This is a genomic window from Raoultella sp. (assembly GCF_039594335.1).
Classification (GTDB): domain Bacteria; phylum Pseudomonadota; class Gammaproteobacteria; order Enterobacterales; family Enterobacteriaceae; genus Klebsiella.
In genome coordinates this window covers 1-6,100 of sequence record NZ_JBCNNS010000191.1, presented here as the reverse complement: position 1 = coordinate 6,100, position 6,100 = coordinate 1, and the positions used below count along the sequence as shown (strand labels likewise).

At 56.4% G+C, this 6,100-nt stretch carries 6 protein-coding genes; 1 reads left to right on the top strand and 5 read right to left on the bottom strand.

Annotated features, from left to right (window positions below):
- The 3 genes from ACZAHD_RS20925 to ACZAHD_RS20915 form a co-directional block, all read right to left on the bottom strand.
- The coding region (locus tag ACZAHD_RS20925) for an MFS transporter (protein ID WP_462458468.1) at positions 1-773 on the bottom strand (773 nt) is incomplete at its 3' end.
- Between the two features lie 269 nt (positions 774-1,042).
- Positions 1,043-2,074: an inner membrane protein YhjD gene (gene yhjD / locus ACZAHD_RS20920; RefSeq protein ID WP_462458467.1), complete on the bottom strand. Its 1,032-nt coding sequence runs from the start codon at positions 2,072-2,074 to the stop codon at positions 1,043-1,045.
- A 119-nt stretch (positions 2,075-2,193) separates the two neighbouring features.
- The gene (locus ACZAHD_RS20915) at positions 2,194-3,093 is read right to left on the bottom strand and encodes a LysR family transcriptional regulator (protein ID WP_462458466.1); all 900 of its coding nucleotides are present in this window, start codon (positions 3,091-3,093) and stop codon (positions 2,194-2,196) included.
- Between the two features lie 119 nt (positions 3,094-3,212).
- Between ACZAHD_RS20915 and ACZAHD_RS20910 the strand changes: the two genes are divergently transcribed.
- Positions 3,213-3,971, top strand: a complete 759-nt coding sequence (locus ACZAHD_RS20910; RefSeq protein WP_462458465.1) for an SDR family NAD(P)-dependent oxidoreductase — start codon at positions 3,213-3,215, stop codon at positions 3,969-3,971.
- 42 nt (positions 3,972-4,013) lie between these two features.
- Here the strand turns inward: ACZAHD_RS20910 and ACZAHD_RS20905 are convergent, their stop codons facing one another.
- Both ACZAHD_RS20905 and ACZAHD_RS20900 read right to left on the bottom strand, forming a co-directional pair.
- Entirely contained in the window at positions 4,014-4,553 is a 540-nt protein-coding gene (locus ACZAHD_RS20905; protein WP_462458464.1) for a GNAT family N-acetyltransferase, read from the bottom strand.
- 68 nt (positions 4,554-4,621) lie between these two features.
- A partial coding sequence (locus ACZAHD_RS20900) for an alpha,alpha-trehalase (protein ID WP_462458463.1) occupies positions 4,622-6,100 on the bottom strand: 1,479 nt, incomplete at its 5' end.

Here is a 6,100-nt window from a genome sequence, read left to right as displayed (position 1 = left end):
AGCATGATAAAGGTGCCGAGGACGGTGACGCGCACATGCTTTGTCAGCAGGGTACCCAGCGGGATTTTGACCTGTTTCTTCGCGGCGGCGATTTTGGCGAACACCGGCGTCTCGTGCAGCGACACGCGCACATACAGCCCAATAATCACCAACACGGCGGAGAAGATAAACGGTACACGCCAGCCCCATGTCATAAACTGCTGATCGGTGAGCAGCCAGGAGAGCAGCAGGAAAGTGCCGTTGGCGAAGAAGAAGCCGATAGGCGCGCCGAGCTGCGGGAAAGAGCCGTACAGCGCGCGCTTGCGCGGCGGGGCGTTTTCGGTCGCCAGCAGCGCCGCGCCGCCCCATTCACCGCCTAGCCCCAGCCCCTGGCCGAAGCGCGCCAGCGCCAGCAGCATCGGCGCAAGAATACCAATGCTCTCGTAACCGGGCAGCAGGCCGATAACCACCGTGGAGATCCCCATGGTCAGCAGCGAAGCGACCAGCGTGACCTTACGGCCGACGCGATCGCCGAAGTGACCGAATAAGGCAGAGCCAATCGGACGGGCGATGAAGGCAATGGCGAACGTCGCCAGCGACTGTAGCGTGGCTGCGGCCGGGTCACCCTGCGGGAAGAAAATATGTGGAAAGACGATCACCGCGGCAGTGGCATAGATATAGAAGTCGAAGAACTCAATGGCGGTGCCGATGAGGGAGGCGACGACGACTTTATTGCGCGAGTTAACCGGAGCGGTTTCCTGCGTCTTGTCGAGTGTGGTGGCTGTGGCTTGCATAGATCTTTCTTATTTTTTGCGAACGAAGGGCCATATAGCCACAGCAAAAGGGACATTTCAATCTGTAACAGAGGGCGTGACAGGCGAAAAAATGGTCAAAAAGCGGATAATTTGTGTGCCGGAGAAATAACTTCTATGAAATGCTTCACACAAATAAAATAATAGTAGATAAAACCAGGATTGAGTTAAATAAAAGTTACATGTTGGATTTATCTGCTGAAATGATGATTCGGGCTGAATTTTGTACCTTTTTTCAGCCCGATACGGCATCAATCGTGGACTTTGCCCGGCATGCGACGGTCATCCTTGTAGTCGGCCGTGGCGATCCATGCCGCGCAGAACAGCGTCAGGCGGGCGAAGAAATAGAAGAAGGCCATCAGACCTAATACGGAGCCAAAAGCGGCGCCGGAAGGCGATTTCACCAGCGCAGGCAGCGTCCAGGTCATGATCATTTTTATGATTTCAAAACCGATAGCCGCAATCAGAGTACCGCGAATTAACGCTTTGCGCCGCGGGCGGTGGCGCGGCAGACGCCAGAAGATCCAGAAAAACAGCAAATAGTTGGCGAAGATTGAGATAGCGAGGCCGATCAGTCGCCAGGCCGGTTTCAACCACTCAATATTGTCGAGGTAAAGCGCGGAGATGATCATCTGCTGCGCGGAACCGGCGACGGAGGTTATCGATAACGTCACCACCAGCGCCACCAGCAGGCCGATCAACGAGATAAAATCGCGGAAGTATTTCATCCAGATCTTTTCCTGGTCCTGCGGCGCTCGCTCCCAGACGTCGCGCGACTGAGCACGAATCGCCTCCCGCAGGTTGCCCATCCAGTTAATACCGGAATAGAGCGCAACCAGCAGACCGACCAGGCCAACGGCGGTGCGTTGCTGGATGGCGGTATTAATGGTGTTTTTCAGGGTGGCGGCCAGCGTGGGGTCGCTGACATTCAGCAGGATTTTATCGAAAATGTCCTGCAGCAGCGTCGGGTGCCAGGCCAGAACAAAACCGGCAGCGGCAAAGGAGACCATCAGGATGGGGATCATAGACAAAAATGAGAAGTAAGTGATGGCCGCGCCGAACTGGTTTCCCATCCTGTCGTTAAAACGTTCGGCTGCGCGCAGCAGGTGCGCAATAATCGGGTTCCGCTGGACTTTTTCTGCTGTTCCGGTGACGGTTTTTAACGCCTGATTCGCCTTCTGCGCCACGGCAGAGTCGTTGATGGCAGCCAGCGGGCTTTTGCTTTTTTCCGGCGGCTGGCCTGGATTCTGGGTCGGGCGTTTCGCGTCGTTTTCCGATGTCATGAGTGATTTCTTCCTTTCTTTACCGCGAGATTCTTCAAAATTATATACGCAAAATCCTTCATGGACCTGTGAAGCCTCCGAACGACAGCCTGGGTTCAGCCGATAAAGGGCGGCGTCGCTTAATCGACGTACTCTTTCATCACGCTCCCCAGCCACTCCATAAACAGATGTACCCGGCGGGAAAGATTGCGTCGGTGCGGATAGATTAGCGATACCGGCAGCGGTTCCGCGCGGTACTGCGGCAGGATGTCAATCAGCTCGCCGATACGCAGCGCTTCGCGGACGCCGGTACGCGGAACCTGGATAATGCCCAGCCCGGCCAGGCAGGCCGCCTGATAGGTTTCCGTGCTGTTAACGGTAAGCGTGCCGCCGGTTTTCACCCACTGGACGACGCCATCGCTCATTACCTCAAACCCCAGCGGGCGGGTGCCGGGGGTGCTGGCATAGTGGATCAGGGCGTGATCGGCCAGATCGTCGAGTGTGGTCGGGTAGCCGAAACGTGATAAATATTGCGGGCTGGCGCAGTTAATTTGCGTCAGCTTACCCAGCGGACGGGCGATCAGGCCGGAGTCTTTCAGCGTACCAACGCGCACCACGCAGTCAAATCCCTCGCGAATCACATCCACCAACCGGTCGCTACTGCTCAGCTCCAGTTCAATACCTGGATACTGCTGCAAAAAAGCCGGCAGGCGCGGAATGATCAGTTTTCTGGCCAGTCCGACCGGCATATCTACCCGCAGGCGGCCGCTGATGGTGGCCGGATCGTGCTGAAACATGCCGTCCAGCTCATCGAGATTGCTGAGCAGATCCCTGGCGCGTTCGTAATAGACCATTCCGTCCTGGGTGAGCTGAACCCGGCGCGTGGTACGGTGCAGCAGGCGCACCCCCAGATGGTTTTCCAGCGCCTGGATCTGGCGCGAGACGCTCCCTTTAGGCAAGTTTAAGGTTTCGGCGGCACGGGAAAAACTCTCCAGCTCCGCGACGCGGATGAACAGCTGCATTGCGTGAATTTTATCCATACCGAAACCCTATTGTTATTAATAATGAAACAGTAAAACGTAATTTAGCGCATTTATTGTTTCAACGTCAGCTAATAAGCTCTTTCACCAGACAAACGCAACTGAGAAGGGGGTTTCTGATGACACAACGTATTGCTTTAGTGACTGGCGGCAGCCGTGGACTGGGAAAAAATGCAGCGCTGAAGCTGGCAGAGAAGGGAACCGATATTATTCTCACCTGGCATAGCAACCCGCAGGCTGCTCAGGAAGTTGTGGATGAAATTGAAAAAAAAGGAGTGAAAGCAGCGACATTAGCGTTGAACGTCGGTGATACGGCGAGCTTTGAGGCTTTTGCTCAGAATGTGGCTCAGCTGTTGCAACAACGCTGGCAACGAGACACCTTTGATTATTTATTAAACAATGCCGGGATCGGTATAAACGTCCCCTTTGCGGAGACCAGCGAAGCACAATTTGATGAGCTGATGAACATCCAGTTTAAAGGTCCGTTCTTCCTGACCCAGCGTCTGCTGCCGCTTCTGGCGGAGAAGGGGCGTATCCTCAACGTGTCGAGCGGGCTAGCCCGCTTCGCACTGCCTGGCTATGCCGCCTATGCGGCGATGAAAGGGGCGATGGAGGTGTTGACCCGCTACCAGGCGAAGGAGCTGGGGGCGCGCGGGATTTCCGTCAACATTATCGCGCCAGGGGCGATAGAAACCGATTTTGGTGGTGGAATGGTGCGGGATAATGCTCAGGTTAATCAGCATATTGCTGCGCAAACGGCGTTGGGTCGGGTAGGGCTGCCAGATGACATCGGTGATGCGATCGCAGCATTGTTGAGCGATGATCTGAGATGGATGAACGCGCAGCGCGTAGAAGTTTCCGGCGGTATGTTCCTGTGATCGTCAAAGCCTCTCCGGCCGCGGAGAGGCGTAGCGTCCCGCTTATACCTTCAGCGTGTGATAATCGCGGCGCAGCAGGCCAAACAGCCAGTCATTGTGCCAGCGTCCGTTCAGCCAGTAGCATTCGCGCAGCTCACCCTCCTGCAGGAAACCGGTTTTCTGCAGCAGATTTCGTGACGCTATGTTTCCGGCGGTGACCGTGGCGGTCAGTCGACGCACGCCTCCGACGCTGAAAGCAAAATCACAGAGCGCACTCAGGGATTCATAACCATAGCCGCGGCCCTGCGCGGTCGGGGTAAATAAAAAACCCACTTCGGCGCAACCGCCTTCATGGTGCTGATAGCCGGTCAGACCCAGCGGTATGCGGGTTTCCCTGTCGCGCACGACCAGGCACAGCCACTGTTGTGCCCCAGGCGACCACGGGATAATACGCGAATCGAAGGCCTCACGGATTTCAGACAGCGGTCGTGAATCGGCTATATAAAGCATCACCTGCGGATCTCGCTGCAGAGCGAGAAAAAAAGACCAGTCCTCCTGCTTCAGCTGTGAACAGTGCAGCCGTGGTGTAAGCAATTCGGTCATGACAACAATTCCTGCGGAATGAGAAGCTATGACCATAGCAGGACATGAATTGTCGGAACAGCACCTGGTTATAAGGGTTCTCCGTACAGCCCTATCAGCCGACGCACCACGCCGTTCGTCCAGCCGAAGCCATCCTGTAACGGGTATTCACCGCCGCCGCCTTCGTGGGCAACACCGCTGGCGATGTGGTACTTCTCAATCAGCTTATGGTGCTGCTTGTAAAAATGATTCACCGTTTGCAGCCAGCTGTGGGCAATTTCGTCGCCGAGCGGGTCCTGTCCGTACAGTTTAAATCCCTGTATCGCCATCCACTGTAACGGCGCCCAGCCGTTGGGTTTATCCCATTGTTCGCCGCTGTCATATTCGGTGGCCATGATGCCGCCGGGGGTCAGCAGACGAGCGCGTACCGCATCGGCGAGACGGTCTGCCTGTTGGTGCGTGGCCATCCCGACATACAGCGCTACGATGCTGGCGGCGGAAAAGAGCGCCTGCTGTTCGCGTCGCCAGTCGTAATCACGAAAACAGCCGCCCTCTTCATCCCATAAATAGCGGTTTACCGCTGACCGGCGATCGCTGGCCTTCTGGCGAAAAGCGGCTTCTGTTTCGCGGTCGCCTTTCAGGCCGGAAAGATTGGCGATGGTGTTTTCCAGTTTGAACAAAAAGGCGTTTAAATCGATTGGAATAAACTGGGTGGTACGGATGCTCGCCAGCCGGGTGATATCACGCAGCCAGCGGCTGGAATAGTCCCAGCCGGAGGCCGCGCCGGCGCGCAGGTCACGGTATACCTCGTTGGCCGGGCGCCCCGAGTGTCTTGCCGTTTCCACATCTTCCCGCCAGGATTCATCCCGCGGCGTATCGCGGTCGTCCCAGTAGCGATTGAGTAACGATCCGTCGGGCATACGTACCGTGTGGCGATAGGCCTGATTGGGGATTAATGAGTCAGCGCCGTCCATCCAGAACTGGTATTCCAGCTTCAGATGATCCAGGTAGCGCCGCGCACCGCGCACGCCATCCTCCTCAAACAGCTCTACCATCAGGGCAAACACCGGCGGCTGAGAGCGGCTGAGATAGTAGGTGCGGTTGCCGTTGGGGATATGCCCGTAGGTCTCAATCATCCACGCGAAGTTGTCCGCCATACATTTCAGCAGGTCTTCGCGGCCGCTTTCCGCCAGCCCCAGCATCGTGAAGTAGGAGTCCCAGTAGTAGGTTTCGCTAAAGCGTCCGCCGGGCACGATATAAGACTGCGGCAGCGCCAGCAGCGATGACCAGGGAATATGGTCTTGCGGCTCGCGGGTGAGTACGGGCCAGAGGTGATCGATATGCTCTTTCAGCGATCTACAGGGATCGGACACGTAGTTGTCAGTGCGGTTGTCCGGCATCCAGAAGTGCTCTTCAACAAACTGGCGCAGGTCGAATCCTCGCTGACGCTTCACCCGCCGGTAGTGGATCAAGATATCCAGCGGGTCCTGCTTTGGCGCGCAGTCGGGGAAAGTTTTGCTATCGGCGAAAATGCGCGATTTCTGCACGTGCGTAAACAATTCCAGATA

Excerpts from the sequence above, each read along its gene's own strand:
- ACZAHD_RS20910 (WP_462458465.1), top strand. The coding sequence starts at position 3,213 with ATGACACAACGTATTGCTTTAGTGACTGGCGGCAGCCGTGGACTGGGA.
- yhjD (WP_462458467.1), bottom strand. The coding sequence starts at position 2,074 with ATGACATCGGAAAACGACGCGAAACGCCCGACCCAGAATCCAGGCCAG.
- ACZAHD_RS20915 (WP_462458466.1), bottom strand. The coding sequence starts at position 3,093 with ATGGATAAAATTCACGCAATGCAGCTGTTCATCCGCGTCGCGGAGCTG.
- ACZAHD_RS20905 (WP_462458464.1), bottom strand. The coding sequence starts at position 4,553 with ATGACCGAATTGCTTACACCACGGCTGCACTGTTCACAGCTGAAGCAG.